This is a genomic window from Mycobacterium sp. (assembly GCF_032159565.1).
In the GTDB taxonomy this organism is placed as follows: domain Bacteria; phylum Actinomycetota; class Actinomycetes; order Mycobacteriales; family Mycobacteriaceae; genus Mycobacterium.
Genome location: NZ_JAVHWR010000132.1, coordinates 81015 through 106083, shown reverse-complemented (window position 1 = coordinate 106083; position 25069 = coordinate 81015). Strand labels below are relative to the sequence as shown.

The following is a 25069-nucleotide window of genomic DNA, read 5'->3' as shown; positions in this document are numbered from 1 at the left end:
GTTGGCCTTCAACGCGCCCGAGCCGAGCGCGACGAGCACCAGGCCTGTGGCGACACCTGCCAGGCCCGGAATGATCGCGAGCACGATGTGGCCGCACATGACCACCACACCTCCGTAGAACACGGTGCGTTCCATGCCGAGGACGCGGTCGGCGACCCAGCCGCCGAGCACGGTGGAGAGGTACACCAGGCCGCCGTAGGCGCCGACGATGCCCGTCGCGGTGGTCTTCGGGAGTCCCAGACCGCCTTCGGTCACCGAGTAATAGAGGTAGTAGCCGAGGATCGTGAGCATCCCGTAGAACGAGAACCGCTCCCACAACTCGACGCCGAAGAGGTTGGCCAGGCCGATCGGATGACCGAACAGGGTGCGTCCGGTCGGCTTCTCGTCCGTCTGTCCCACTGTTGTCATGAGGGCCAGAATTACCATGTGCGCCTGCGCTCGGGAAGGGGCTCCGGAGGCATCGCAGGTAGGCCGTCCAGTCGCGTCACCCCCGTCATGGAAAACTGGCCGCCATGGCGTTCAAGGTGCGATTCGCCGGGCAGCCTCAACCCCAGGACTACGGCGACGACGACGGCTTCGAGTTCCTGGAGGGCGGCGTGCTCGCCATCCACTTCGGTGACGAGGAGACGTGGGCCGAGTACCACCCGCCCTCGAAATGGGAGCAGGTGTCCGCGGACCCTGATCACCTGGCGGGGCTGAACACCCCGTACGTCGACGAAGACGACGAGGACTACGACGACGACGAGGATTACGAAGACGAGGATTACGAGGACGAGGTCGACGAGGAGCCCGAACCCGAGGACGATTAGTCGGCTGCTCAAGCGCGGATTCACTCGGCGGTGAGGGCGACCGCTACTCGCACTTCTGTGCGGTATTCGCAGAGTCATTGCCGCTGATACGTTCGGGCAGTGCGCACCACGTTCGAGTTCGACTTCGTGACGACCGCGAGCCCCAGGATTTCCCGAAGCTCTGGGCGCGATGGCGTTACGACTGGTCCACTCCCGACTCGGTGACGCTGACGGTGGTGGAGGCCGAGGCGCTGAACCCGGGATGCTTCATGACGTTGACGGCGACGCCTCGGACCGGGGGCGGTAGCGCAGTGCACGCGGTGTGGGATCAGTCGTCGAAGAACCTGAACGGGCTGGTCGCGATGGTGACGATGCGCGTGATCGGCTCCCGGTTCCTGTCGTCGTACCACCGGAGGGTCTACGACAACTACACGCCGCCTACCCGAAATCCTTGACGACGTCGGCTACCCGCCGCACCTGTTCCACGTCGGAGCTGGTCGGGATGAGGTGAACCTCATCGGTGCCGATATCGTCGAATTGTTGCAACACACTTGCCAATTGGTCCTCGGTGCCTGCCCATCCGGTGCTGGGCGCCATTGCATCGACGTACTCGATCGGGATCCAGTTCATGTAGCGGCGCAGATGCCGGTGCACCTGTGCACGCGCTGAGTCACCGTCGCCGATGGCGAACCAGAACGAGGTGGCTAGATGCGGTTTCGGCTTCCCAGCCCGTGCCCACGCTGTTCTTGCGACGTCGTAGAGCTCGTTCTGCTTGGCGGTGTCGAGATCCAGTGTGGTGCCCGCCAGACCGTCGGCCCATGCGGCGGCGGACTGCACCGTCTTGGGACCCGTGGTTCCGACCAGCAGTGGCGGACCGGCCTTCTGCACTGGCGCGGGACCGACAGGAAGCACGGAATCGGTCACCTTCTCGCCGGCCCAGACTCGTCTCATCGTCGCGACCAGTTGAGCCATCCCGCTCATCGTCTGCGTCGCGGGATCGGCGCCGACGGCTTCGTAATCCTCGCGCCGGCCACCGATCCCGAGGCCGACGGTGAGCCTGCCGCCGCTGAGCATGTCCCCGGTGGCGAGCGCCTTGGCCAACATCACAGGGTCGTGCAACTGCGGCACCACCACCGTCGTCACCAGCCGCACCCGATCGGTCCAGGCCGCCAGCGCGCCCAGCAGCGTGATCGCCTCCGGGTTGTCGAATGCGATCCGCTCACCCCAGCACAGCGACGAGTACGGTCCGTCGTCGATCGCGTTGGCCCAAGCCTGAAGGGTCGGCCCGTCGAGGTCCGGCTCCATCACCGGCATCGTCATACCTACCTGCACGACGGCGATTCTGGCAGGCCGTCGTAGCGGCGCCGGGTGGCGGTCAATCGCCCGGCTCTCGCATCAATTCCGGCGGTTGGGGGCCCACCTCGTAGAGATGGTCGGGCGTGCCGATGGATGTCACGTCATAGGCGATCTTCCCCGCCGAATTCTGTTCGGGAACATCCGAGTTGGTGAAAACCACCAGCGAGGCGTTGCGTTCGGGCAGGTACACCACCACCGTCGTATAGCCAGGAATATCGCCGTTGTGCCCGAGCCAACCGTGCGCGTTGAACAGCGCGAAGTCGTAGTCGACCCCCGGTGCGGCGGCGGTGCCGTTGCTGATCCGTTGTGCCTGGGTGTCGGGGCGCAACAGCGTGCCCGTGCCGAGGGCCACCGCCCAGACTGTCATGTCCGCAAGGTCGGACACGATTTTGCCCGCGGAATCACCCCATGACGGGTTCCACAGGGTGGCGTCGACGATGGCGCCGTCAGGCGCCTTGTTGTAGCCGTGCGGGTACGGGACAGGCAGGAGTCCATTCGGCGGATAGCTGGTGCGCTGCAAGTCGAGTGGACCAAAGATGTTCTGCTGGAAGTACTCTCCGAGCGGAAGTCCGGCGACCTTTTCCACCACCATGCCGAGCAGGACGGTATTGGTGTTGCAGTACCGGTAGTCGGTTCCCGGCGGAAACTCCATCGGCTGCCGGAAGGCCGCTTCGATCAGTTCTTGTGGTGTGGTGGTGAATGCGTCGGGACCAGTGGGCAGCTCGGTGTAAACCCGGTTGAGGAACTCGTCCGTCTCGGTGTAATCGGGCAGCCCGCTACGCATCCGACCGAGCAGGTCCAACGTGATGACGTCGCCGAACGGGACACCGTCGACATAGCGGGAGATCGGATCGCTCAGGCTGATCTTCCCCTGATCGACGAGCTGGAGGATCGCGGTTCCGGTGAACGTCTTGGTGATGCTGCCGATGCGGGTGAAATCGTTGACGAGCATCGGTTCCCCGGTGGCGGTGTCGCCGACGCCGAACGCCTTGGCGTATTCGATCTCGCCCGGGATCGACAGGGCGACGATCGCGCCGGGGATGCCCATCTGGGCGATGCGGGACTCGATCGCAGCGTTGAGCCGCGAGGCGAGGTCATGGTCGGGGTCCGCGTGGACAGGACAGACGGCGACGCAGACGGTCATCACAGATGACGCGACGACGGCCAACACCCTCGTGACTGCGCCCATGTGCCGGCCTTTCGGTCTCGGGTCCCCGCCCGGACCGACCCTATCGCGTGTGCTGGCAGCATAAGGGCCATGACGATCGACACATCCGCCGTCCAGCACGTCAGGCTGACGGTCACCGACATCGCCCGGTCGCGGACGTTTTACGACAACGTCTTCGGCTGGCCGGTCGCGCTGCAGGTGCCCGCCGACGCGGATGCCGATACACGGGAGAAGCTGTGGTTCCTCTACGACGGCGTCATCTACAACACCGGTGACATGCTGGTCGGCCTGCGGCCGGTGGCGCAGGATCGGTTCGACGAGAACCGCGTCGGCCTCGACCATTTGGCCTTTCGGGTGAGCACGAAGGCTGATCTGGATGCGGCCGCCGCCCATCTTGACGATCTCGGCATCGCGCACGAGCCCGTGAAGGACATTGGTACAGCGCATATCCTCGAGTTCCGCGATCCGGACAACATCGCACTGGAACTCATCGCCCTCAAATAGAGCGGGTATGCGCCGAGCACGGCCGAACCTGCCTAGGGTGCCAGGTCGCCCATGATGTCGGCCACTGAGCCGGTCCTGATCGACTTGAAGCCGGTCCCAGCCCACACATTTGTGCCATCCGGGTCGCCGGCGCGCACCGCGGCGGCCCGCAGCGGCCCTGTCAGATAGTGCACCTCGGGATATCCGAACGGCGCCTGTGCCTCGTGGTCGTCGACGAAGCGATTGCGCAGCCCGCGCGCGTAGCGGCCGGAAAACGATTTCGTCACAACGGTTTCGGTGAACCGGGGATCCTGCAGAGCGGCGCGGTGCACCGGGCTGCTGCCCGATTCGTCGGCGAGCAGAAACGCCGTACCGAGCTGCGCCGCGACCGCGCCCTCCTCGATCACCCATTTGACGTCATCGGCGGTCACCAGGCCACCGGCCGCGATGACCGGGACGTTCACCCGGGCCAGTACTGCGACGAGCATCTCGGACAACGGTTGCGGGTTGGGGTCTGCGACGGGGTCGAAGGTGCCGCGGTGCCCACCCGCCGACGGGCCTTGCACGGCGATCGCATCAACGCCGCAGTCCACTGCCGCGTCCGCCTCGTAGACCGACGTCACAGTGCCGACCGTGGCGATGCCCGCGTCGCGCAGCCGCCTGCATTCCTCGACGCTCGGCAGTCCGAACGTGAACGACGCCACCTCGGGACGCAGCTGGAGCAGGACGTCGACCTTGGCCGCCCACGCGTCGTCGTTGTAGGAGGGATCGCCCAGCTCGGCCCCGTACCGCTCGACGTCGGGTGCCAGTGCGGCGGCGTACGTCTGGATCGCCTCGGGTGTGGCCGCGCTGGACTGCGGGGCGAACAGGTTGACGCCGAGCGGGCCGGTCGTCAGATCGCGTGCGGCCGCTATGCGCTCCGCCAAAGCGTCGGCGCTCAGATAGCCCGCCGCGACGAAACCCAGTCCGCCCGCATTCGTACCGGCGGCGGCGAGCGCGGGCGTCGACGGACCGCCCGCCATCGGCGCGACGATCACCGAAACCGCGAGGTCTCTGAGATCGAAACCGTTCGGCATCATCGCCTCCCATCGCTTCAACGGCTCATTCGTACCACGCGAACCTGGATAGCCTGCCGCCGTGGCCAGGCAGCGATCCAGCGCGCGGACCAACGGCGTCGTCGCGGCTGCGGTGCGCGGCATTGCTACCTGACGGCCTTCGCGAACTGAAGGACGTCCTGCGGTGCTGTCGTGCTGATATTCGGAAATACCGTGTGCCGGACCAGCTTGCCCTCGAACGACAGGCCTGCGCGCTCCAGAACGCGGGCCGACCGAGTGTTGTCGACGTGACAGATCGCTGAGATGCGGTACACGCTCGGGTCGCTTTCCATCCCGGCGAGCAGCAGCTGGACAACCTCCGGCATCAGCCGCTGACCCCACCATCGTCGGCCGAGTACGTAGCCGAAGTCGCGGCTGTGGGCCTGCACTGTGCGGAACCCGCAGGTCCCGATGATCTCCCCGGTGGCCCGTAACTCGATCAGCCAGGTCCGTTCGTCGCCCACGTTGAACAACTCGGTGATCACCCGGCGCGTCTCATCTACGTCCAGATGCGGCGTCCATGACATGTAGCGGGTGACTTCGGGATCGGAGGCGACGGAGGCGAACAGTTCGTCGGCGTCCTGGAGCCGCGGCGCTCGCAGGCCGACCCGCGCTCCAGTCAGGATGTTCACGTTGGCCACGCCCAGTTCCTGCACCTTGTCGTGGATCGGGTGAAGCTGGTTGACTGGTACATCGCCATCACGTTCAACCATACGATCGTGTCCTCACACGACAAGAAACAGTCGGCCACCTTCCTGACCGATCTGTTCGATCTGCCGTGCCCTGCCCCGGTCGGCCGGTTCATGACGGTGACGGTCGCCAACGGCGTCACGCTGGATTACATGGATCTTCCCGAAGGTGAGAACGTACGCCCGCAGCACTACGCGTTCCTGGTCTCCGAAGACGAATTCGATGCCATCTACGGCAAGATCCGCGCGCGTGGCCTCGAGCACTGGGCGGATGCGATGAGCTCTCGCCAGGGCACTATCAACACCGACGACGGCGGGAAGGGCGTCTACTTCCGCGACCCGTCGGGTCACCAAATCGAGATCCTCACCCGGCCATACGGGTCGGGAGGCTGAGCCGCGCTTCCAGCACGGCGACGCCGTCGCCAACGAATGCTGCTCGACGGCATCGCAAGTCGACGTCGGACACGTCGCCGCCGCTAGCTGACCGTGCGGGGATCGATGTCGCCGGCCTTCCGGCTCCGGTGGCCCCGCTCCTGCTCCTGACCGCGATAGTCGTCGGCAAACGTGGCGACGTGTGACGGCAGCGTACCGGTCGCCACGTCGGCGAGGCTGGTCTCCTCCAGCACCGAACGCATGCTCGCCCGCAGCGCCCGCCAGACATCGGTCAGCGCGGCCGTCGGCCCGGAATACGGCAGGTCACCGAGCCCGATGTCGCGCACGCTTGCCAGCGGACCGTCGATACAGCGGAGCACGTCGGCGATGCTGATGTCGGCCGCGGCCCGGGCCAGCTCGTAGCCGCCCTCGCGGCCGCGCCGGCTGCGGACCAGCCGGTCGGTGCGCAGAAGCGACAGGATGTCGACGAGGAACTGCGGTGGAATGCCCTGCGCCTTGGCCAGATCGTCGGTCTTGACCACCGAGCCTTCGTCGGCGGCGGCCAGTTGGACCATCGCCCGCACGGCGTACTCCGCCTTGGCCGACATCCGCATGATGAAAGATTCTGCCATCGACTCGGGTGCGGATCGGACAAGCGTGCATCACCATCGACGGATGACCACTCGCGTCGCCTGCGCCCAAGTCCCGCTGTGCATCGGAGATACGGCTGGAAATCGCGCAACCTGCAGAACCGCTGTCGAATCTGCCGCCCGCGACGGCGCGCAGATCGTCGTGCTGCCAGAACTCGCGTCGTCGGGTTACGTCTTCGCCGATCGTGCCGAGCTGTCGTCGTTGGCCGAAACACGCGATGGCCCGGCGATCAGCGAGTGGGCAAATCTTGCGGGGGCGTTCGGGCTCACCATCGTCGCCGGCTTCCCGGAGGCGGCGGGTGGCGCCGTCTACAACAGCGCGGCCGTCGTCGACCCGACCGGTCTGCGTGGCGTCTACCGCAAGGCGCACCTGTGGGACAGCGAGAACGCCGTGTTCGACCGCGGCGACGACCTGCCGATGGTCGTCGACACGGACCACGGTCGCATCGGCGTGATGGTCTGTTACGACGTCGAATTCCCGGAATGGGTTCGCGCCGTTGCGCTTTCCGGTGCCGACCTGCTGTGCGCACCGGTGAACTGGCCACTGCTGCCGCGACCGGAGGGCGAACGGCCCACTGAAATGGTGCGGGCGCTGGCGGGCGCGGGGATGAACCGGATGCCGATGGCGGTATGTGACCGCGTCGGCACCGAACGCGGCCAGGCCTGGATCGGCGGCAGCGTCGTCATCGACGCCGACGGCTACCCGCTCGCCACCGCCGGGTTCGGGACGGCGGCCGTCGTCACCGCCGATGTCGACCTCGCCGAATCGCGGGTCAAGCGCATCAACGCGCACAACGACGTGCTCGGCGACCGCCGAACGGATCTTTACCGCCGCACCGCGTTATTGGACTGACGACTGGCCGCCGGTCATCGCGCGCACCGATCCGGGCACCGGGATGCCAGGCCGCAGGTCAGGTGCGGGCAGCGGGGCGCCGTAGGCGAGAGACATCGGGATGACACCCGCCCATGCGTCGCCTGCGACGTCCTCCTCCGGGTCCTCCGGCCAACCGGCGCTGACCTTCAGCGACCAGTTGTCCGCGCCTATGGGCAGCCGCAGCGGCAGTGTCGCGGCGAGTTCCTTACGCGTGCTGGACCGCAGTTCCGCGGTCCGTCCAGGGATGAACGCGTCGGTCAGCCGCTCCAGGTACCGGATCTTGTCGGCATCGGGCACCTGCTCGAAGACGCCGAAGACGACGGCGCTGCGATAGCGGAATGAGGATTCGAAGCCGCTGCGCGCCACCATGATTCCATCCAAGCCCGTGACCGAGACGGCGGCAGGCGCGCCCGTGGCCAACGCGCGCATCCACGGTGAGCCGGTTGACCCGTGGATGACGAATTGGTCGTCAATCCTGGCGAAGCCGGTCGGGAAGAGCACCGGATGACCGTCGCGGACGAGCGCCACGGTGGCCAGCGGTGTGCTGTCGAGAAGCTCGTCGAGTCGGCTGCGCGATGTGCTCTGCTTCTCGCCGAGCCGGCTGACCTTGGTCGAGGGTGTCGTCATATGCACCGCCGGATCCGTCAGTCCGGGATATCCGACGTGCGGGCAACGACGACGGCGAAGAGGTCGGCGATCGCGGCCAGGCTCGCCGAGTGCAGCGTCGATGCGGGCACCGGATCGCCATCGACGCCGGGCAGCGCCCTGGTGGCGGTCGCGGCGGCCACCACCGTCGGCGCGTACCCCAGGTTGAACGCCCCGCGTGCCGTGGAGTTCACGCACATGTGTGTCATGAATCCGGCGAGCACGAGATTCGACGCGTTCGCCGCCTTCAATCGCTCGTCAAGATCCGTCTGCACGAACGAGTTCGGGTAGCTCTTCACCACCACCGGCTCGCCGTCGCGCGGGGCGACGCGATCCACGATCGCGCCGCTCTCGCCGTCGATGTCATAGAGCGAGCCGGGACCGTCGGAGTGCGCAATGTGGATGATCGGGATGCCCGCGGACCTGGCCCGATCCAGCAGCGCCGCCGCCTCGTCGAGGGCCGCCTGCACTCCGTCGAGTTCCATCACACCGCGGGTGTAGGTGTTCTGGCAGTCGATCATGACGAGCGTCGACTCGGCCAGGCCCGCCGGTGAGCTGGGCAGTTCGGCCAGGGCACGCAGGGTCGTGGGTTCAGACACCCGCCGAGCGTAGGCGGTCAGGCGGCCTTAAGGGACGTTGTTGATGCCTGGATGCTGCCCCGGCGACACATTCGGCGCGGGATTCGCCGTGTTCCCGGGTGTGAACAGGTTGCCGCCGGTCGGGTTGACGGCCTTCTCCGTCGGCGACGGCGGCGTCGAACTCGACGGCGACGTAGTCGTCGTTGTGGTGATGGTCGAGGTCGACGGCGATTGTTTACCGCTGCTGTTACACGCGGTGGCCAAGCCCGTGATCGCGATCAGCGATGCGCCGCAGGCGAGGATCATCCTCAACCGACTGTCCTTGACGGTGTTCACCATGCTTCGTCCCATTCGTCAGGTCTCAATTGTTCCGGTGCACCCCAGGCGGTTCGGTTGGCGCAGGCGGCGCCTTGACGCCGGGTGTGAACAGGTTGCCGCCGGTCGGGCTGATGATCTTCTCCGTCGGCGACGCCGGCGGAGCACTCGAAGGTGTCGTCGCGGTCGTCGTCGTCGCGGTCGTTGACGTGGAAGGCGCCTGCTCGCCGTTGTGGCTACAGCCTGCGCTGAGTGCCCCCAGCGTAATGAGCGCCCCACCGCCGGCTACGGCGATCGTGCGGCGCATCAACATTTTCGAGCTCATGATCACCACAATTAGTCAGACAACTAGAGTCCACAAGGCGAGACAGGCGTTTCCAAACCAACTCGCAGCCGACACACAGCTGACCGGCAGGCGACGCTGTGGGAATTCCTAGCCGGACGTGACCGCGAGTACCGCATCGGCGAGTTCGGGTCGGCACACCACCAGATCTGGCAGCAACACATCGGCCTGGTTGTAGAGCAGCGGGGAGCCGTCGATGCGCGAGGTGTGCAGTCCCGCGGCGCGCGCGACGGCGACCGGCGCTGCGGAATCCCATTCGTACTGCCCACCCGCATGAACATAGACATCGGAAAGGCCCTGCACGACCGAGGCGACTTTGGCTCCTGCGGAACCCATTTCGACAAGCACACCGTCGAGCGCATCACGGACCTCGAGCGCGACGGCAGGCGGACGGGTCCGGGAGACCACGATGCGCGGCTTGGCCGGTGCAGCAGGCGGGGCGGCGACGTCCGGCGTGGCAAGCGTGATTCCCTGCGCCGGAAGCGCCACCGCACCCGCAACGAGTTTGCCGCCCTGCCAGAGTGCAACGTGCACCGCCCAGTCGTCGCGACCGAGCTCGGAGAATTCACGCGTGCCGTCGAGCGGGTCGACGATCCACACCCGCTCAGAACTCAACCGGACGGGGTCGTCGACACCTTCCTCCGAGAGCACCGAGTCGTCGGGACGCTCGCGATCAAGGGCCTGCATCAGGAAGTCATGGGACCGCTTGTCCCCCGCCGCCTTTCGGTCGGCCGCACTGGCATCGGCGAGCTCCTCGCGCACGCCGAGGAGCAGTGCCCCGGCTTCGGTGGCCAGCCGCGCGGCGATCTCGTCGTCGCTGGGATCCGTCACCGACGGCTTTCCAGCAACTCGATGACCAGATCGGCGAGTTCCTCGGGCGTGCGGTCAGGGGTAAGCCTCAAATCGGGTTTCTTCGGCCGCTGGTAGGGGCTGTCGATACCGGTGAAGTGGGTGATCTCGCCGGCGCGCGCCTTGGCGTACAAGCCCTTCGGGTCACGGCGTTCACAGTCCTCGATCGGGGTATCGCAGAACACCTCGAAGAAATCGAGTCCGGCCTCGGTGGTCACCTCGCGCGCCAGCGCACGGTGTTCCGCCAGCGGACTGATCGCGGGCACCAGCACGATCTGGCCCGAGTCGGCGAGGATGGCGGCGATATGTGCGAGCCTGCGCTGGTTCTCAGCCCGGTCGGCCATGGAGAAGCCGAGGTCGGCGTTGAGGCCGTGACGGAGGTTGTCTCCGTCGAGAACATATGCGGGAGTGCCCTTTTCCAGCAGGCGCTGTTCGACGAGCATCGCCACCGAGGACTTACCCGAGCCCGACAGGCCGGTGAACCACACCGTCCTGCCCTTCGTCAGCCGGTCCTCCGCGGTGCACAGCGATTCGTGGCGCACCGTGTTGGGGCTCGAGGTGCGCGCCGACACGTACGGCAGGATCATGCCCGCCGCGACGGTGCCGTTGGTGTTCGGGTCGATCAGGATGAACGAACCGGTGGCGGCGTTGCGGCTGTACTCGTCGAGCAGCAGCGGCACCTGCGAACGCAGCGAGATGCGGCCCAGCTCATTGAGTTTGAGCGCGGTGGCCGTCTTGTCGCGGTGCAGCGTGTTGACATCGAGGCGGTAGTCGAGCGCGGTCACCCTGACACGGGTTGTCCGCGTCGTGTGTTTGATGATGTAGTCGCGGCCGGGCTCCAATGAGTTCTCATCGGCCATCCAGCACACCGTGGCGTCGAAATCCTGCGCCACCCGCGGCTGATTGTTCGGCCGCGCGATCAGGTCGCCGCGCGAGATGTCGATGTCGTCGGCCAGGCTCACCGCCACGGCCATCGGCGGAAACGCTTCCTGGACAGGCCCGGTCGGCCCTTCGATCGATGTGATGCGGCTCGTCTTCCCGGTGGGAAGCACGACAACCTCGTCACCCGGACGCATGACACCGCTCGCGACCGTGCCCGCGTAGCTGCGGTGGTCGACGTGTTCATGGCTCTGCGGCCGGATCACGTACTGGACGGGGAATCGCACGTCGACCAGGTTGCGGTCGCCCGCGATGTACACCTCTTCGAGGTGCGACAGCAGCGACGGCCCGTCGTACCAGGGGGTGTTCTTCGACTTCGTCACCACGTTGTCGCCGAGCAGTGCCGACAGCGGAATCGTGGTCACGTCCTGCACGTCGAGCCGCGCCGCGAACTCGTGGAAGTCGTCGCGGATCTTCTCGAACTGTTGACGGTCCCAGCCGATCAGGTCCATCTTGTTGACCGCGAGCACGACATGCCGGATGCCCAGCAGCGACGCCAGAAACGCGTGCCGCCTCGACTGCTCGAGCAGTCCGTGACGGGCGTCGACGAGAACGATCGCGAGCTGCGCGGTCGACGTACCGGTCACCATGTTGCGGGTGTACTGGATGTGGCCGGGCGTGTCGGCGATGATGAATTTCCGCCTGGGAGTGGCGAAATAGCGGTAGGCGACATCGATGGTGATGCCCTGTTCCCGCTCGGCGCGCAGACCGTCGGTCACCAACGCAAGGTCGGTGTAATCGTGTCCGCGCTCCTTCGAAGTGCGCTCGACCGAGGCCAGCTGGTCTTCCATGACGGCCTTGGAGTCATAGAGCAGGCGGCCGATGAGCGTGGACTTGCCGTCGTCGACGGATCCGGCGGTGGCCAGACGCAGAAGCGTGGCCATCAGAGTGCTCTGTTCTTCGCGCCAGCGCTCATCAGAAGTAACCCTCCCGTTTGCGGTCTTCCATGCCTGCCTCGGAGATCCGGTCATCGGCGCGGGTGGCGCCGCGCTCGGTCAGCCGTGACACCGCAGTCTCGGCGATCACCTCGGACACCGTTCCCGCGAGGGACTCCACACAGCCGGTGCAGGTGACGTCACCGACGGTGCGGAACCGCACGGTCTTCTCGATGACCGGTTCGTCTTTACGCGGCTGCAGGTACTTGTGCACGGCCAGCAGCATCCCGTCGCGCTCGAACACCTTGCGCCGGTGGGCATAGTAGATCGATGGCAGCATTATCTTCTCTGCGCCGATGTAGGACCAGATGTCGAATTCGGTCCAGTTGGACAACGGGAACACCCGGATGTGCTCACCCTTGTGATGACGGCCGTTGTACAGGTTCCACAGCTCGGGCCGCTGCGCCTTGGGATCCCACTGGCCGAACTCGTCGCGGAAGCTGAACACCCGCTCCTTGGCCCGCGCCTTCTCCTCGTCACGGCGCGCGCCGCCGAACGCCGCGTCGAACTTGTTCTCGCGAATGGCGCGCAGCAGCGTGACGGTCTGCATCGGATTGCGCGACGGGATGGTCTCGACCACCCGGCCGGCGTCGATGTCGTCCTGCACTCTGGCGACGACCAGCCGCACACCGGACTCCCCGACGAGTTCGTCGCGGACTTCGAGGACCTCGTCGAAGTTGTGCCCGGTGTCGACGTGCATCACCGGGAACGGCAGACCTCCCGGTTGGAACGCCTTGAGCGCCAGGTGCAGCATGACGATGGAGTCCTTGCCGCCGGAGAACAGCAGCACGGGCCGCTCGAATTCGGCGGCAACCTCCCTGATGATGTGGATCGCCTCGGCTTCGAGCGACCTGAGATGGCTCAGCTCGTAGCGCCCGGCGGCCTGTTTCGACTCCTGCGCCGTCGTCATCTATTCCCCATTAATTTGGTAGATTTGACCAGATTTAGTCTTATAACCTGATATAAAAGCAGCCCTGGCCTGGGATGTCAACGATTTCCCTCGCCGAACAGACGCTTAGGCGCGCTCCTTCCTGCGGTTTTGCGGAATTGCGCGTCTGCTCGTGGAAGAACGGCGGTCACCCCGGAGGTATTGCCGCCAGCATCAAGATCACCTCCTTGGCCGGCCACGCCGTCAGGTCGGAGCATTCGCGGGCTGGAACGCTCCGGACCCGTCTGCGTCCTCTTCGGCGCGGATGACGTGCATCACGGCGTTGATCAGCGCCAGATGGGTGAACGCCTGCGGGAAGTTGCCGAGATGCCGACCGGTGCGCGGCTCGAGCTCCTCGGCGTACAGGTGCAGCGGGCTCGCAAAGGACAGCAGACGCTCGCACAGACGTTTCGCTCGATGGATCTCACCGATCTCCACCAGCGCCGACACCAGCCAGAACGAGCAGGTCGTGAAGGTGCCCTCCTGGCCGGACAGCCCGTCGTCGGTCTCCTCGACGCGGTAACGAAGCACCAACCCTTGGTCGGTCAGCTCGTCGGCGATCGCCAGCACCGTCGCGCGGATCCGTGGGTCGTCGGGCGGCAGAAACCGGGTCAGCACCGCCAGCAACAGCGATGCGTCGAGTGCGTCGCTGCCGTAGCGCTGGGTGAGCACGCCACGGGCATCCACACCGTTGGCAAGGATGTCGGCCTTGATCTCCTCGGCGATGGCGTGCCACTCCTTGGTGTCTTTCGTCCAGCCATGCAGCTCAGCCAGCTTCGCCCCACGGTCCAGCGCGACCCAGCACATGATCTTGCTGGACGTGAAATGCTGCGGCGCACCGCGCACCTCCCAGATCCCCCGGTCGGGTTCGCGCCAGTGCTTGATCGCCTCTTCCACTTGTTGCTTCAGCACCTCCCGCAACTCCTCCGGAATCCGCTCGCGCGACCTGGCGTGCAGATACACCGAATCCAACATCGTGCCCCAAACGTCATGCTGCCGCTGGTTGTAGGCAGCGTTGCCGATCCGCACCGGACGCGCATTGTCGTAGCCGGACAGGTGTTTCAGCTCCTCCTCGACCAGGGTGCGCTCACCGCCAACGCCGTACATCACTTGAAGTTCGTGGCGCTCATTGTCATTCGCGCCGGACACGTCGACGATGAAGGAGAAGAAATCGTCGGCCTCGCGGTCCAGACCCAACGTGTACAAGCCCCACAGCGCGAAGGTCGAATCCCGGATCCAGGAGTAGCGGTAGTCCCAGTTACGTTCGCCCTGAGGGGTTTCCGGCAGCGAGGTGGTCGGCGCCGCCAGCAGCGCACCGGTCGGCGAGTACGTCAACCCCTTCAACGTCAACGCGCTGCGCTGCAAGTACGACCGCCACGGGTGATCCGGGAAGTTGCCGATGTTGATCCATTGCCGCCAGCATTCGCTGGTCGTCCACATCTTCTCCACGGCCTCGTCGTACGTCTGCGGCGCGGGATGCTTCGAAAAACTCAGCGCGACGAAGACGTTGTCCCCCTCTTTCAGCCTCGTGCGGGCCAGCGCCTGGCGGCCCTCCAGCCCGATGCGCAGGTTGGAGGTCAGCCGCAGCGTCGGGTTCGCGTCCGGGCTGTGGTTGGCTCGCGCAACCGCTTCCCCGTAGCCACTGGCCGAGTACTCCCAGTTCGCGCCGGCCCGGTGGTAGTCGAACGACGGCTCGCAGTCCATCACCAGTTCGACGGTGCCGCTCACGCACCGCACGGTGCGCAGAATTGTGTGTTCGGCGTCCCAGTCCATCGGTACGCGGCGATGCGTTCGCGACCGCGTCTCGATATCGCGCCACGCGCCCATCACCATCGTGTCGCGGACGATGATCCAGCCGGTGTGGGTCTGCCAGGTGGTCTCCAGAATCAGGCTGCCCGGCAGGTAACGCCTGCCGGAAGGGACGGAGACGCCGTAGGGGCTCAGCCGGAAGTGTCCTGCGCCGCGATCCAGGATGGCCCCGAACACGCTGGGCGAATCGGGCCGCGGCACGCATAGCCATTCCACCGAACCCGTCGACGAGATCAGGCAGCTGTTCTCGCAGTCGGAGAGGAAGGCGTAATCGGCGATGGGCGGAAAGGGGTTCCGCAAACTGCTCGACAAGTATGGCACCGGGGCGGTCTCGTTGAGCTGCACGGCCGAGCCGTTTTCGTCGGCGGGCGTCGCGTGCTGCAGGACCATACGGCCATCATTGACCGCAGACCCCTCCCACGTACGCGTTTAGTCGCTCCCCGATCGGGTGGGGGCGACCTGCCTCAAGCCTTCACCTCGTTGAGCTTGCCGGTGGCAACGTCGAAAACGAAACCGCGCAAGGACTCGTGCTTGGTGACAAACGGGCTCACCTCGATACGCCGGATCGACTGACGCACGTCTTCGTCCAGATCGGGGAAGGCCTCGGCCGCCCATTCGGGCTTGATGCCGGTGTCCTTTTGAATGGATGCCTTGAAGTCGTCGTCGGTGAAGGTCAGCATCCCGCAGTCGGTGTGGTGGATGAGGATGATCTCCTTAGTGCCGAGTAGCCGCTGGCTGATCGCCAGCGAGCGGATCTCGTCGTCGGTGACCACTCCCCCTGCGTTGCGGATGACGTGCGCCTCGCCCTCGTTCAAGCCGAGTATTCGGTACACGTCGAGCCGGGCGTCCATGCACGCCACCACCGCCACCTGCTTGCTCGGTGGCAGCGGCAGTGGGCCGGAGAAGTTCTTCGCGTACTCCTCGTTGTTCTTCAAGTATTCGTCGGTCGCGGTCATTTCGACCTCCTTATCGGCTCGCAAACGTCGAAGACGATAACAACACGGCGTAGGTCTGCCACGAGTCAGAATCACGCCGATTCTTCCTCGCCGAACGCGCTAGGAAACGGGGGCGGTCAGGTCGTATACCGTGGCGCCGCCGACATAGGCCGGCCTGAAGTTCTTCTTCACCCACGCCGTGATCTCAGCTGCGGCACCCGTGTCGCGGTGGCCGGGCGGTCCGAAGCGTTCACCTGCGATGAAGTACCGCACATCATGGTCGGTGACGTAGTCCTGGAACTGCGCCAGCGTGGGCGAGTCGTCGCTGCCGGTGAACCCGCCGATCGCCATGATCGACGCGCCGGTCTTGAGCTCGAGACTGCTCGCACCCATCGACCCGATAGTCGCTGCGGCCCAACGATTGTCGAGGCCACCCACCAGCTCGGCCAGCGCGGCGTTCTCGGCCATCTGGCCGCCCGGGCCGCCGGGCCCACCCTCGCGTGGTCCGCCAGAACCGCCTGGGTGGCCGAACGGGTCACCCCTGCTCGGACCCGACGTCGACACCGGCCCGTTGTGCGCGGTCGCGACCGTCTCGATCGCGTAGGCCGCCGGCGCCGCCACGCCGAACAGGATCGCCCCCGCGACCAACAGCGCGACCATCCGGCCCCGCCGCTGTGCGCCCACTGCGAGCATCAACGCGACGATCACCGATCCGGCGAGAACGACCCACCGCAGCGCGGGCAGCCACTCCGGAGTGCGGCCCAGCAAGAAGTACGCCCACACGCCCGTCGCCGCCAACATCGTAGCCAGCACGACGCGCGACCACAGGCGGTCTCTGACCCGCCACAACTCGCGCACCGAGATTCCCGCCAGCGCTGCGACAGCCGGGGCCAGAGCGACGGTGTAGTACGGGTGAATGACGCCGTCCATGAAGCTGAAGACCGCAGCGGTCACCAGCAGCCAACCAACCCACAGCAGCAGGCTCGCGCGCAGCTGATCCGTGCGGGCGGCCTTGCGGGTCAGCCACAGGGCCGCCACCGTGCCGATCAATGCGGCGGGAAGCAGCCAGGACACCTCGGTGCCCATCGACTGCCCGAACATCCTGCCGATGCCGGGCGAGCCGCCGAAGAATATGTTGCCCGCCCCGCCGGGACCATCGTGTCCACCGGGACCGTCGCCGCCGGAGCCGCCACCCGGGGAACCGCCGCCTGCGATGCGATCGATCCCGTTGTAGCCCAACGCCAATTGCAGCAGGCTGTTCGACGTGGAGCCGCCGATGTACGGCCGGGAGTCAGCGGGCCACAACTCCACAAGAGCGATGTACCAGCCCGCGGACACAATCATCGCTGCGCCGCCGGCCAACAGCTTCCAGACTCGCTGCCACATACCAATGGGTGCGGCGACAAGGAAGGCCAGCGCCAGACCGGGCGCCACCAGGAAGGCTTGCAGCATCTTCGTCAGGAACGCGAAGCCGAGCGCGGAACCCGCCAGCGCCATCCACTTCGTGCTGCCCGTCTCGGTCGCCCGCACCACGAAGTACGCGGCCGCCACCATCAGCAGAACCAACAGCGCGTCGGGATTGTTGAACCGGAACATCAGCGCCGCCACCGGCGTCAGTGCCAGCGCCGCGCCGGCGATCAAGCCCGCGCCGGGCCCGCTGACCCGTCGCACCGCGGCGTACAACAGGGCCACCGCACCTACGCCCATCAGCGCCTGCGGCAACAGCATGGTGAACGCGTTGAAGCCGAAAAGCCTGCCGGACAGCGCCATTACCCACAGCGCCGCGGGCGGCTTGTCGACGGTGATGGCGTTGCCCGCGTCATGTGACCCGAACAGCCAAGCAGTCAGGTCCTGGGTGCCCGCCTGCGCCGCGGCGGCGTAATAGTCGTTCGCCCACCCCGAGGAGCCCAGCCCCCACAGGTAGAGCACGGCCGTGGCCACCAGCAGGCCGAGCAGCGCAGGGATCTCCCACCGCGGTCTGACCGTCGGCACGTCACCGCTTCTCTCGGCTGTCTGCGTCTCAACATCCGCCGTGATTGTCATTGCCTGGATTCCTCAGCATTCGAGTTCGGTCAGTGGTTTCGGCGCGGGTGAAACACCCAGCCGCGCAACAGCACGAATCGCACCGCGGTGGCGACCAGGTTCGCGGCCACCAAGACGGTGGCCTCGACCCATCGACCCGGTTCCGGAGCGACGGTGTGCAGGGCGGCCAGCGCACCGCTGGTGATGCCCAGCGCGACGCCGAAGACAATGAGGCCTTCGACATGGTTGCGTGCGACGTTGCCGCGGTTGGCGATGCCGAACGTGTAGCGGCGGTTGGCCGCCGTGTTGCCGATCGCGGTGACGAGCAGGGCGATCAGGTTCGCCGTCTGAGCCCCGAGCCAACCGTGCAGCATCATGAACAGAAGCAAGTAGGCCAGCGTCGATGCGGCACCGATGGTGGCGAAGCGCACCGTTTGTCGCAGCAGCGACCCGGGTGCAGCCGCTCGCCGTGACGAACTCAATTGTGCCGCAACCATTTGCACTGGGATCGAACCGGATGTGAAGCCCCGCAACAGCCGCGCGATCCCTCTGAGATCGGCGGCCGCGGTCGCCACGATGTCGACCCGGCTGTCCGGATCGTCGACCCAGTCCACCGGCACTTCGTGGATGCGCAAGCCGGCGCGCTCAGCCAGCACCAGCAGCTCCGTGTCGAAGAACCAGCCGGTGTCGGTGACATGCGGAAGCAGGCGCTTCGCGACGTCCGCACGGATCGCCTTGAACCCGCACTGCGCATCCGAGAAGCGCGCCGCTAGCGCCGACTTGAGGATGAAGTTGTAGCAGCGCGAGATGATTTCGCGTTTCGGACCGCGCACGACGCGCGCGCCGCGGCCAAGTCGGGTGCCGATCGCCAGGTCCGAATGACCGGAGATCAACGGCGCCACGAGCGGCGCGAGTGCGGCAAGATCGGTCGACAGGTCGACGTCCATGTACGCCAGCACCGGGGCGTCCGACGTCGACCACACTGTGTGCAGCGCACGCCCGCGACCCTTCTGCTCGAGTCGCACGACCCGGACGTTGTCGAGCTCGTCGGCCAGCTCTTGGGCGATTCGGGGCGTGTCGTCGGTGCTCGCGTTGTCTGCGATCGTGATGCGCGCCGGGAACGGGAACTGGTCGCGCAGGTGGCGCTGCAGGCGGTACACCGAAGCGGCCAGCGCGGCCTCCTCGTTGTACACCGGAACTACCACGTCGAGCACCGGAACCCCCTTGTCGCGGGCCGTCAGCGCCGCGTTCGGACGCGCTTCGAATCGGATGTCCCTGGCCGGGCCTGCGGCACGTTCGAGGGCGATGTCTGTCATGAGATCAATGCTCGAGTAGCAGCGTGTGTCCGTCGTTGGCTGTAGCTATGCACAAGCTATGAGTTCTTCGGTGCCTGGGTCAGGTCGTAGATGACCACGTTCTGGACGGTCGCCGGGGCGAAGTGCGTCTCGACCCAGTCAGCGATGTTCGCGGCCTCCCGGCTGCCAGAGGCCCCCGAACGTCCGCCCCACTGCCCGATCATCAACCCGCCACGGATGAAGTAGTGGATCTGCTTGTCGGCGACGAACTGTCTGAACTCCACGAGTGTCGGAGACGGATCCGTCCCGTTGAACCCGCCGATCGCCATCACCGGTGCGCCGCTGCCCAACTGGTAGCCGGCCGCGTTGTTCGATCCCATCGCCGCGGCCGCCCAGGTGAAGTCGTCGGCGTCGGCGGCCAATACGCCGGAGAGGGCGGGGCCGGGGGTCGGGGCGGAGAGCGCGCCACCGGCTCCCGGCGGCATTCCGCCGCCGCCTGAAGGGCCTGCCGAGGGCAGGGCCCCGCCGTGCGAGGTGGCCGCCGTCGCGACGCAGTAGGCCGCCGGAGCCGCCAAGGCCACCACGATCGCCAGGCCGGCGACAGATCGCGCCATGCCGGTGCGAAGCCGACCCGACGCCAGCAACAACACCGCCGACGCCAAGCCGCCGACGGCGACAGCGGCCCGCAGCCACGGCAGCCATCCCTCGGTCCGAGCCATCAGTACGCACGCGAGGACCGAGGTGACGACGGCGACGCCCGCAAGGGCCGTCGCGGCGGGGAGCGCGAAACGGTTCTGCCACAACAGTGTTGCACCCACGCCGATGCAGGCGGCGATCGCCGGCGCGAGCGCCACCGTGTAGTACGGGTGCACGATGCCGTTCATGAAGCTGAATACCACCGCGGTCACCAGAAGCCAGCCGCCCCAGATGATCGCCGCGGCGCGGGTCTGGTCCGTCCGCGCTGTGCGGCGGGTGAGAACCAGGATGGCGCCCAGGCAGATTACCGCCGCGGGCAGCTGCCACGCGATCTCGGTGCCCATGCTGTGCCCGAGGAGCCTGTCCCAACCGACGTCGAAGTTCATGTTGCCGAGCCCGCCGGTCTCGTCACCCGTCAGCCGGCCCAAGCCGTTGTAGCCGAGTGCCAGTTCGACGATGCTGTTGTGCTGCGATCCGCCGATGTACGGCCTGGTGTCCGGCGGCCACACCTCGACGAGAAGCAGGTACCACCCCCCAGAGACGGCCATCGCGCCGAGCATTGCGAGCACATCGAGGAGCCGACGACCCAGCGGGCGGCTTCCCGCGAGCGCGTACGCCGCGATGAATCCCGGTAGCACCAGCAGTGCCTGAAGCATCTTGGCAAGGAAGCCGAAGCCGATCGCGGCCCCCGCCGCCACCAACCACCAGCGGCTGCTGTCTTTCTCGCATCCACGCTGCGTGCAATAGGCGGCCACGACGAGCATCAGGACCAGAAGCGCGTCGGGATTGTTGAAGCGGAACATCAATGCGGCAACCGGGGTAAGCGCCATGATCGCACCGGCGAGCAGAGCGGCGCCGGGCCCGCTGAGCCGCCGTACGGCGGCGTAGAGAACGGCGACCGCGGCGACTCCCTCGAGCGCCTGCGGCGCGAGCACACTCCACGGGTTCAGCCCGAAGATGCGCACCGAGATGTCCATGATCCACAGCGACGCCGGCGTTTTGTCGACGGTGATGGCGTTGGCGGCATCGCTCGAGCCGAACAGCATCGCCGTCCAATTGCTTGCGCCTGCCTGCGCGGCGGCCGAGTAGAAACTGTTCGCCCATCCGCTCGCCGACAAGTTCCACAGGTACAGCACGGCGGTGCAGATGAGCAGCGCGACGAACGCACCCCGGTGCCAAAGGACGCCGAATCGCACGCGCGGAGCGGTACCCGTGCGCGGTTGCGTTTCCCAGCGCGCGCGGGGGCCCAGCTCGCCGGGAAGAACGAGGGTCACCGATTCAATCCTTGCCTTCGCGGCTAGTCGTCGGTTTGCCGGCGCTGTGGCTTGGCTGTGAGTTGACCGGCAGTTTCACCACGAACTCCGTCCGGCCCGGCACACTGTGCACCTTGATGGTGCCGTTGTGCGCCCTGACCACCGCGGCGACGATCGCCAGCCCGAGGCCGGTGCTGCCCTCACGTCGGGACCTCGATGAGTCACCCCGGGCGAACCGCTCGAAGACCTCGGGCTGCAGCCACACCGGAATGCCGGGTCCGTCATCGGTCACGGTGAGCACCGCATCATCGCTGTCCACGGACAGAGCCGTCGTGACGACTGTGCCCGGTGGCGTATGGGTCCGAGCGTTGGCGAGCAGGTTGGCGAGCACCTGGTGCAGCCGCGCCTCGTCGCCGCGCACCACGATGGGCTCGTCGGGCAGGTCCAGCGACCACTGGTGCTCGGGTCCCGCGATGTGGGCGTCGCTGGCGGCGTCGACGCAAAGGCGGCTCAGGTCCACCTGTTCGCGCTCCAGCGGCCGCCCGGTGTCGAGGCGGGCGAGTAGCAGCATGTCCTCGACCAGGTGGGTCATGCGGTCGGTTTCGGATTCGACCCGGCTCATCGCGTGCGCGACGTCGTCGGGCAGCACCTCGTGTTTGCGTTGCGCCAACTCGGTGTAGCCCCGAATCGCCGCGAGCGGGGTGCGCAGTTCATGGCTGGCGTCGGCGACGAACTGCCGAACCCGCATCTCGCTGGCGTGGCGCGCCGACAGAGCGCCCGCTATGCGGTCGACCATGCGGTTGAGCGCGGAACCCAGCTGCCCGATCTCGGTGTGCGAACTCGCGGGGTCGACCTTCACGATGGGGCTGGGAAGTCGCACCTCGCCGCGTTCGAGCTCCAGATCGGCCACCTGCCGGGCAGCGGCGGAAACGGTTGACAGCGGCCTGAATTGGCGCCGGATGATCAGGATGCCTGCCCCCGCCGCCGCGAACAGCGCGATGACGCCGACGATGCAGAACATCACCAGCACCCACAACAGGGTGTCGTCGACATGGGAGGTCGGCAGGCCGACGACGATCGTCTCCTCCGGGCCGCCGGAGTGGTTGCCCACCACCCGGTACCGGCCGAGACCATCGAGATCGATCGTCGTGGGATGGCGGCTCGGGGCGATCTGCGCGAGCTGTGCGGTTGCCCGGGAACTGATTCCGGCTCGCGCACCGTCGGCGGTGATCACGCCTGCGTCGACCGGAACGCCCTGGGCGATCACGGCCCCGACCATGCGAGCCGCCTGTCCGGGGGCGTTGAGGAACTCCGGGCCGGGGCCGTCGTCCTCACGGATGATGATGCGCCGCTGATGATCGGGCGGCGGCCCGTCGAAGGGTGGGCCCGGCATGCCTCTCGGTGGCCCGAAGCCCGGCGGAGGGGGCGGCCCGAACTCGAAGATCGCCGCCGACCGGCGGCCCGCCTCGATCAACTGCTGATCCAGCTGATGCATCAGAAAGCGTTGCAGCGCAAATTCCGTGGCGACGCCGATGCCGGCACACACAACCGCCAGCAGGAGCACCTGAGTGACCAGAAGCCTTGCCCGCAGCGACCACGTCCTTGGCGAACGGATGCGAGTCAGCAGGCCCGTACGGTCAGCCTGCGGGCTTGAGGACATATCCGGCCCCCCGCAAGGTGTGGATCATCGGCTCCCGGCCGCTGTCGATCTTCTTGCGGAGGTAGGACACGTACAGCTCGACGATATTGGACCGTCCACCGAAGTCGTAGCTCCACACCCGGTCCAGGATCTGCGCCTTCGACAGCACCCGCTTGGAATTGCGCATCATGAAGCGCAGCAGCTCGAATTCCGTTGCGGTCAATGTGATCGGCTCGCCGCCCCGCGTTACCTCGTGGCTGTCCTCGTCGAGTACCAGGTCGCCGACGACCACCTTGGCGCCGCCGGTCTCGCTGGCGACGCCTGTTCGCCGGAGAAGTGCACGCAGCCGCAGAACCACCTCTTCGAGACTGAACGGCTTTGTGACGTAATCGTCTCCCCCCGCCGTCAAGCCGGCAATTCTGTCTTCGACCGAATCCTTGGCCGTCAAGAGCAGCAGCGGCAGACGCGGAATCCGTTCGCGAAGCTTGCGCAGCACTTCGAGGCCGCTCATATCCGGCAGCATCACGTCGAGCACCACCACATCGGGCGGGTTGTCCTTGGCCAACGCGATCGCGGTGGCGCCATCGCTCGCGGTGGCGATCTCCCAGCCCTCATAACGCAGTGCCATCGACACCAACTCGGCGAGGACGGGCTCATCGTCGACGACAAGGACGTTGATCGGCTTGCCGTCCGCCCGGCGCATCACGACACGCTCGGGATCGCTCCCGTTCGCGCTCAGAGATCCGTTCGAATTACGCACGTCAGTCATTATTGTCTCGGCCCGTTAGCGCGCACTGTGCCGACTGTGTGTGCCGGCTGTGAAGAGGTCCGCACCGATCGAACCCTGATGACGCTCACAGCCCACACACATGTCGCCGCTGCACAGTGGTCGGGTGACGTCTGAGATCGCAGGAAAGCCGCCCTCTCGTCGGTGGGCCACACGTCCAACGCTGGCGGCCGTCGCCGTGGCAGTGGCGATCGGCGGGGTGGGCGGCGCCGCGGTTTACGCCGCGACCGGTAGTTCGACGCATTCAATGGGCGGTGGGGTGCGCGGCCCGGGCGGTCCAGGCGGCCCTATGCACGGCCAGCCGCCGGGACAGGGAGGTCTGCTACCCCCTGCGGCGCAGGGAACCCCCGACAGCGTCCTACACAGCGAGTACGTGGTGTCCGACGGCCACGGCGGGTTCACCACCAAGATGACGCAGACGGGCACCGTCGACGAGGTGACTCTGTCGTCGATCGTGGTGCGCAGCGACGACGGCTACACGCAGATCTATGTGTTTCCGTCGGCGGCCGCCGCGCCGAACAAATCGGTGGCCGCCGACGACACGATCACCGTGCAGGCCACTCGAACCGGTCCGACGGTGACCCTCAACAGCATCGGTGAGGGCCCACAGCCCGAGAATTGACCGGCGTCGGTTGCGTTTACGGCCCGAAGCCGTCAGGCACCTTGGCGGTCACCTCTGGCACCGCCATCGACGTCTCGAGGACGGTCGCAGCCTTCTCGATGGTGCTCGTCTCGCCCAGGGTCATCTGCGGATTGGAAACGACAGTGGCCGAGCCGCTGTCAGTGCTCAGCGCCACTGTCAGCACCGCCATACCGGCCACCGCACTCGCGCCGACAGCCGCTGAAACCACCTTCAATCTGTGCGAATTCATCTCATACCTCTCGTAGGTTTACGTAAAAGAGCCGGCTGTCAGGCGGGCGGTTCCTGCCCGAACGACGAGGGTGGTTATCGGCGGCACGGCGACCGCCGTCGCGGGACAATCCATCTCCGTCGTATCGGTGACGGATGCACCTGTGGTGATCTCTGACGTGGCCACCGGGCCCGCGGCGCAAGCGTCGGCTCCTCAGCGGCGCTGACGTTGCTGAACGCCACACCCAGCGCACTCATGGCAACCACGGCGCCGGCCCCGACCCCGCCGAAACCATCTTGGACTGTTTCGCTCTCACCTCTGACCACTCCATTTCGGTGTCTGGTCAGCCGCCCCATCCAGCCCGGACGGCCGGTCGAACAGTGCTGGAAGGTCGCCAACGACCCTCCCGGCTTCGGGGTAGCCGGAAGGGTTGGAGGTGAAACGTCAGTCGGCGAGGAAGCCGCTATTCGGCAGCTTTCTCCTCGGTGGGCAGCGGCGCCGGTCCCTTGATCGCGGGTACGGCCATCGACGTCGCCTCGACCGTGTCGGCCTTACCCGAGGCCGTCGTCGTTGCGGCGATGGTCATCTGGCCCACCGCGACGTCCTGGGTGCCGGTGGGTTGCTGATGGATGCTCATGGTCAGCGCGCCCATCGTCACCATCGCGCTGCCACCGACCACCGCGGCCAGCAGTTTCGCCTTGGTCCGAGGAGTTGAATTCATTTCTCATACTCCAGTTCATGGTCGTCGCCGACTCGCCCCTGCGGTACGGCGAACC

At 66.6% G+C, this 25069-nt stretch carries 28 protein-coding genes; 6 read left to right on the top strand and 22 right to left on the bottom strand.

The features are described 5' to 3' along the window. The coding region (locus QOC76_RS17820) for an oligopeptide:H+ symporter (RefSeq protein ID WP_526358692.1) at positions 1 to 408 on the bottom strand (408 nt) is incomplete at its 3' end. Positions 409 to 512: 104 nt separating this feature from the next. On the opposite strand from QOC76_RS17820, the gene QOC76_RS17815 reads away from it, so the two are divergent. Together QOC76_RS17815 and QOC76_RS17810 are read left to right on the top strand one after the other, a co-directional pair. After that, positions 513 to 809 (top strand): hypothetical protein, encoded by a 297-nt coding sequence (locus QOC76_RS17815; RefSeq protein WP_526358690.1) that lies wholly within the window; start codon positions 513 to 515, stop codon positions 807 to 809. 77 nt (positions 810 to 886) lie between these two features. After that, a complete protein-coding gene (locus QOC76_RS17810) occupies positions 887 to 1243 on the top strand; it encodes a hypothetical protein (protein ID WP_526358688.1) in 357 nt (118 codons plus the stop codon). Here QOC76_RS17810 and QOC76_RS17805 read toward each other — a convergent pair. Beyond that, entirely contained in the window at positions 1227 to 2108 is an 882-nt protein-coding gene (locus QOC76_RS17805) for an LLM class flavin-dependent oxidoreductase (RefSeq protein WP_526358724.1), read from the bottom strand. The genes QOC76_RS17810 and QOC76_RS17805 overlap by 17 nt on opposite strands. Positions 2109 to 2163: 55 nt before the next feature. Beyond that, a complete protein-coding gene (locus QOC76_RS17800) occupies positions 2164 to 3333 on the bottom strand; it encodes a serine hydrolase domain-containing protein (protein WP_526358686.1) in 1170 nt (389 codons plus the stop codon). Between the two features lie 69 nt (positions 3334 to 3402). Between QOC76_RS17800 and QOC76_RS17795 the strand changes: the two genes are divergently transcribed. Further along, positions 3403 to 3816, top strand: a complete 414-nt coding sequence (locus tag QOC76_RS17795; protein ID WP_526358684.1) for a VOC family protein — start codon at positions 3403 to 3405, stop codon at positions 3814 to 3816. A gap of 32 nt (positions 3817 to 3848) precedes the next feature. Here the strand turns inward: QOC76_RS17795 and QOC76_RS17790 are convergent, their stop codons facing one another. Further along, positions 3849 to 4871, bottom strand: coding sequence for a nitronate monooxygenase (locus tag QOC76_RS17790; RefSeq protein ID WP_526358722.1), 1023 nt, complete (start codon positions 4869 to 4871; stop codon positions 3849 to 3851). 125 nt (positions 4872 to 4996) lie between these two features. Next, positions 4997 to 5530 carry a GNAT family N-acetyltransferase gene (locus QOC76_RS17785; protein ID WP_526358682.1) on the bottom strand — a complete coding sequence of 178 codons (534 nt, stop codon included), beginning with the start codon at positions 5528 to 5530 and terminating at the stop codon, positions 4997 to 4999. A 51-nt stretch (positions 5531 to 5581) separates the two neighbouring features. On the opposite strand from QOC76_RS17785, the gene QOC76_RS17780 reads away from it, so the two are divergent. Beyond that, entirely contained in the window at positions 5582 to 5971 is a 390-nt protein-coding gene (locus QOC76_RS17780; RefSeq protein ID WP_526358720.1) for a VOC family protein, read from the top strand. Positions 5972 to 6054: 83 nt separating this feature from the next. Here the strand turns inward: QOC76_RS17780 and QOC76_RS17775 are convergent, their stop codons facing one another. After that, positions 6055 to 6564 (bottom strand): Rrf2 family transcriptional regulator, encoded by a 510-nt coding sequence (locus QOC76_RS17775; RefSeq protein WP_526358718.1) that lies wholly within the window; start codon positions 6562 to 6564, stop codon positions 6055 to 6057. Between the two features lie 61 nt (positions 6565 to 6625). Here QOC76_RS17775 and QOC76_RS17770 point away from each other — a divergent pair, with 61 nt between their 5' ends. Next, positions 6626 to 7453, top strand: a complete 828-nt coding sequence (locus QOC76_RS17770) for a nitrilase-related carbon-nitrogen hydrolase (protein ID WP_526358680.1) — start codon at positions 6626 to 6628, stop codon at positions 7451 to 7453. Here QOC76_RS17770 and QOC76_RS17765 read toward each other — a convergent pair. The 14 genes from QOC76_RS17765 to QOC76_RS17700 form a co-directional block, all read right to left on the bottom strand. Continuing rightward, positions 7442 to 8101: a pyridoxamine 5'-phosphate oxidase family protein gene (locus tag QOC76_RS17765; RefSeq protein WP_526358678.1), complete on the bottom strand. Its 660-nt coding sequence runs from the start codon at positions 8099 to 8101 to the stop codon at positions 7442 to 7444. The genes QOC76_RS17770 and QOC76_RS17765 overlap by 12 nt on opposite strands. A gap of 17 nt (positions 8102 to 8118) precedes the next feature. Continuing rightward, the gene (locus tag QOC76_RS17760; RefSeq protein ID WP_526358675.1) at positions 8119 to 8718 is read right to left on the bottom strand and encodes an isochorismatase family protein; all 600 of its coding nucleotides are present in this window, start codon (positions 8716 to 8718) and stop codon (positions 8119 to 8121) included. Positions 8719 to 8745: 27 nt separating this feature from the next. After that, positions 8746 to 9036, bottom strand: coding sequence for a hypothetical protein (locus QOC76_RS17755; RefSeq protein WP_526358673.1), 291 nt, complete (start codon positions 9034 to 9036; stop codon positions 8746 to 8748). Positions 9037 to 9058: 22 nt separating this feature from the next. Continuing rightward, complete coding sequence (locus QOC76_RS17750; protein WP_526358671.1) at positions 9059 to 9337, bottom strand: hypothetical protein; 279 nt, start codon at positions 9335 to 9337, stop codon at positions 9059 to 9061. 108 nt (positions 9338 to 9445) lie between these two features. After that, positions 9446 to 10186, bottom strand: coding sequence for a 3'(2'),5'-bisphosphate nucleotidase CysQ (locus tag QOC76_RS17745; RefSeq protein WP_526358669.1), 741 nt, complete (start codon positions 10184 to 10186; stop codon positions 9446 to 9448). Beyond that, the gene (cysN, locus tag QOC76_RS17740; protein ID WP_526358667.1) at positions 10183 to 12027 is read right to left on the bottom strand and encodes a sulfate adenylyltransferase subunit CysN; all 1845 of its coding nucleotides are present in this window, start codon (positions 12025 to 12027) and stop codon (positions 10183 to 10185) included. Before cysN ends, QOC76_RS17745 begins: the two co-directional genes overlap by 4 nt. Before the next feature lie 31 nt (positions 12028 to 12058). Next, positions 12059 to 12988 carry a sulfate adenylyltransferase subunit CysD gene (gene cysD, locus QOC76_RS17735; RefSeq protein WP_526358665.1) on the bottom strand — a complete coding sequence of 310 codons (930 nt, stop codon included), beginning with the start codon at positions 12986 to 12988 and terminating at the stop codon, positions 12059 to 12061. Between the two features lie 222 nt (positions 12989 to 13210). After that, positions 13211 to 15205, bottom strand: a complete 1995-nt coding sequence (locus tag QOC76_RS17730; RefSeq protein WP_526358663.1) for a glycoside hydrolase family 15 protein — start codon at positions 15203 to 15205, stop codon at positions 13211 to 13213. A 74-nt stretch (positions 15206 to 15279) separates the two neighbouring features. Beyond that, a complete protein-coding gene (locus QOC76_RS17725) occupies positions 15280 to 15771 on the bottom strand; it encodes a beta-class carbonic anhydrase (RefSeq protein WP_526358661.1) in 492 nt (163 codons plus the stop codon). A 99-nt stretch (positions 15772 to 15870) separates the two neighbouring features. Then, complete coding sequence (locus tag QOC76_RS17720) at positions 15871 to 17793, bottom strand: ArnT family glycosyltransferase (protein WP_526358659.1); 1923 nt, start codon at positions 17791 to 17793, stop codon at positions 15871 to 15873. 29 nt (positions 17794 to 17822) lie between these two features. Next, positions 17823 to 19088, bottom strand: coding sequence for a bifunctional glycosyltransferase family 2/GtrA family protein (locus tag QOC76_RS17715; RefSeq protein ID WP_526358657.1), 1266 nt, complete (start codon positions 19086 to 19088; stop codon positions 17823 to 17825). Between the two features lie 56 nt (positions 19089 to 19144). Beyond that, complete coding sequence (locus QOC76_RS17710; protein ID WP_526358716.1) at positions 19145 to 21046, bottom strand: ArnT family glycosyltransferase; 1902 nt, start codon at positions 21044 to 21046, stop codon at positions 19145 to 19147. Further along, positions 21042 to 22676: a sensor histidine kinase gene (locus tag QOC76_RS17705; protein ID WP_526358655.1), complete on the bottom strand. Its 1635-nt coding sequence runs from the start codon at positions 22674 to 22676 to the stop codon at positions 21042 to 21044. Before QOC76_RS17705 ends, QOC76_RS17710 begins: the two co-directional genes overlap by 5 nt. After that, the gene (locus tag QOC76_RS17700; protein ID WP_526358653.1) at positions 22654 to 23358 is read right to left on the bottom strand and encodes a response regulator transcription factor; all 705 of its coding nucleotides are present in this window, start codon (positions 23356 to 23358) and stop codon (positions 22654 to 22656) included. The genes QOC76_RS17705 and QOC76_RS17700 overlap by 23 nt, the downstream gene beginning before the upstream one ends. A gap of 190 nt (positions 23359 to 23548) precedes the next feature. On the opposite strand from QOC76_RS17700, the gene QOC76_RS17695 reads away from it, so the two are divergent. Next, positions 23549 to 24064: a hypothetical protein gene (locus QOC76_RS17695; protein ID WP_526358651.1), complete on the top strand. Its 516-nt coding sequence runs from the start codon at positions 23549 to 23551 to the stop codon at positions 24062 to 24064. A 16-nt stretch (positions 24065 to 24080) separates the two neighbouring features. Here QOC76_RS17695 and QOC76_RS17690 read toward each other — a convergent pair whose 3' ends face one another. Then, positions 24081 to 24293 carry a hypothetical protein gene (locus QOC76_RS17690; RefSeq protein WP_526358649.1) on the bottom strand — a complete coding sequence of 71 codons (213 nt, stop codon included), beginning with the start codon at positions 24291 to 24293 and terminating at the stop codon, positions 24081 to 24083. Positions 24294 to 24756: 463 nt separating this feature from the next. Continuing rightward, the gene (locus tag QOC76_RS17685) at positions 24757 to 25014 is read right to left on the bottom strand and encodes a hypothetical protein (RefSeq protein WP_526358647.1); all 258 of its coding nucleotides are present in this window, start codon (positions 25012 to 25014) and stop codon (positions 24757 to 24759) included. Between the last annotated feature and the right edge of the window lie 55 nt (positions 25015 to 25069).

Bases quoted from the DNA above. Each gene is read 5' to 3' on its own strand.
- QOC76_RS17815 (WP_526358690.1), top strand. From the start codon at position 513: ATGGCGTTCAAGGTGCGATTCGCCGGGCAGCCTCAACCCCAGGACTAC.
- QOC76_RS17805 (WP_526358724.1), bottom strand. From the start codon at position 2,108: ATGACGATGCCGGTGATGGAGCCGGACCTCGACGGGCCGACCCTTCAG.
- QOC76_RS17800 (WP_526358686.1), bottom strand. From the start codon at position 3,333: ATGGGCGCAGTCACGAGGGTGTTGGCCGTCGTCGCGTCATCTGTGATG.
- QOC76_RS17795 (WP_526358684.1), top strand. From the start codon at position 3,403: ATGACGATCGACACATCCGCCGTCCAGCACGTCAGGCTGACGGTCACC.
- QOC76_RS17790 (WP_526358722.1), bottom strand. From the start codon at position 4,871: ATGCCGAACGGTTTCGATCTCAGAGACCTCGCGGTTTCGGTGATCGTC.
- QOC76_RS17775 (WP_526358718.1), bottom strand. From the start codon at position 6,564: ATGCGGATGTCGGCCAAGGCGGAGTACGCCGTGCGGGCGATGGTCCAA.
- QOC76_RS17770 (WP_526358680.1), top strand. From the start codon at position 6,626: ATGACCACTCGCGTCGCCTGCGCCCAAGTCCCGCTGTGCATCGGAGAT.
- QOC76_RS17765 (WP_526358678.1), bottom strand. From the start codon at position 8,101: ATGACGACACCCTCGACCAAGGTCAGCCGGCTCGGCGAGAAGCAGAGC.
- QOC76_RS17755 (WP_526358673.1), bottom strand. From the start codon at position 9,036: ATGGTGAACACCGTCAAGGACAGTCGGTTGAGGATGATCCTCGCCTGC.
- QOC76_RS17750 (WP_526358671.1), bottom strand. From the start codon at position 9,337: ATGAGCTCGAAAATGTTGATGCGCCGCACGATCGCCGTAGCCGGCGGT.
- cysN (WP_526358667.1), bottom strand. From the start codon at position 12,027: ATGGCCACGCTTCTGCGTCTGGCCACCGCCGGATCCGTCGACGACGGC.
- cysD (WP_526358665.1), bottom strand. From the start codon at position 12,988: ATGACGACGGCGCAGGAGTCGAAACAGGCCGCCGGGCGCTACGAGCTG.
- QOC76_RS17730 (WP_526358663.1), bottom strand. From the start codon at position 15,205: ATGGTCCTGCAGCACGCGACGCCCGCCGACGAAAACGGCTCGGCCGTG.
- QOC76_RS17725 (WP_526358661.1), bottom strand. From the start codon at position 15,771: ATGACCGCGACCGACGAATACTTGAAGAACAACGAGGAGTACGCGAAG.
- QOC76_RS17720 (WP_526358659.1), bottom strand. From the start codon at position 17,793: ATGACAATCACGGCGGATGTTGAGACGCAGACAGCCGAGAGAAGCGGT.
- QOC76_RS17715 (WP_526358657.1), bottom strand. From the start codon at position 19,088: ATGACAGACATCGCCCTCGAACGTGCCGCAGGCCCGGCCAGGGACATC.
- QOC76_RS17705 (WP_526358655.1), bottom strand. From the start codon at position 22,676: ATGTCCTCAAGCCCGCAGGCTGACCGTACGGGCCTGCTGACTCGCATC.
- QOC76_RS17700 (WP_526358653.1), bottom strand. From the start codon at position 23,358: ATGCGCCGGGCGGACGGCAAGCCGATCAACGTCCTTGTCGTCGACGAT.
- QOC76_RS17685 (WP_526358647.1), bottom strand. From the start codon at position 25,014: ATGAATTCAACTCCTCGGACCAAGGCGAAACTGCTGGCCGCGGTGGTC.